The sequence below is a fragment of the Bacillus sp. JJ1764 genome, assembly GCF_036962145.1.
Taxonomy (GTDB): domain Bacteria; phylum Bacillota; class Bacilli; order Bacillales; family Cytobacillaceae; genus Neobacillus.
In genome coordinates this window covers 1-1,142 of the sequence record NZ_JBALNY010000150.1, presented here as the reverse complement: position 1 = coordinate 1,142, position 1,142 = coordinate 1, and the positions used below count along the sequence as shown (strand labels likewise).

The window sequence follows — 1,142 nt, the reverse complement described above, 5'->3', positions numbered from 1 at the left end:
AAATTTGGAAAAATGAAAATTTTTTGTACATTCGATTTAAGAATGAATTAAATAGTAATTCTACCAGTCCGGTGAAGGATACTGAATGAACGGTATTATACCGGCATTTGGTGTCTTTTTTATTTGATTAAGGAGTTGAGGCAATGAATAATCTATAAAAATAAATGGAAGGAGCATTTGAAGAGTTCCAATAAGGTTAATAGAAATAGATAATAATCATAGTATAATGAAGTTAGAGATTGATATAATGGTGCAAAATGGGAATTTTGCTGTTGTTGTGTGTAACGGAATGCTAGACTCACCGAACTACCTGTTCACGGAGAGACAAAGATTGTTACGCACCAAGGTAAAGTGAAAAGGGTTAAGTTCGATGAGGGGGGAAGAGTGTTGAAAGAAGCAATTTTAAATGAATATGACCAAAAGAAAATAATATACTTGGAATACGAGAAAAAATTGAGAGATTTATTATTTTCCTTGATTAGGGAAAACGGGATTACTATTCATGGTATTGAATCAAGGGTAAAAGACAGGAATAGTTTATCTAAGAAAATTGATAGTAAAGAAGATAAATATACGGGTCTAGATAAAATTACTGATACTCTAGGTCTAAGAGTTATAACATATTTTGAAGATGATGTTGATAAAATTGCTAATATTGTTAAAACTCAGTTTCATGTAGACGAAAATAACTCATGTGATAAAAGGAATAAAAATTTCGACTCTTTTGGCTACTCATCACTCCATTATATTATTAAATTAACAGAGCCAAGAGCATCCCTACCTGAGTATTCAAGGTTTAATGAGATTAATTTTGAAATTCAAATAAGATCTATTTTGCAACATGCATGGGCAGAAATTGAACATGATATTGGATATAAGAGTGCAATTGAAATTCCTGTTGATATGAGAAGAAAGTTCTCTAGGATCGCAGGTTTATTGGAATTAGCAGATATCGAATTCATAAGAATAAAAGAAGAAATAAAAAAGTATACAATTGAAGTTAAAGAACAAATTAAATCCCAAAATTTAAATTTATTAATAGATAATATATCATTAAAGGAATTTCTGCAGGAAGATAAAATAGTTAACGAAATCGAGCAACATTTTATGATGATAACGAAGGCAATTACCGTTGATTATAC

1 protein-coding gene is annotated in these 1,142 nt (G+C 29.9%); it reads left to right on the top strand.

Annotated features, from left to right (window positions below; translation table 11 throughout):
* Positions 1-387 precede the first annotated feature (387 nt).
* Positions 388-1,142: GTP pyrophosphokinase (locus V7083_RS19045; RefSeq protein ID WP_335480875.1), on the top strand; the 755-nt coding region annotated here is incomplete at its 3' end.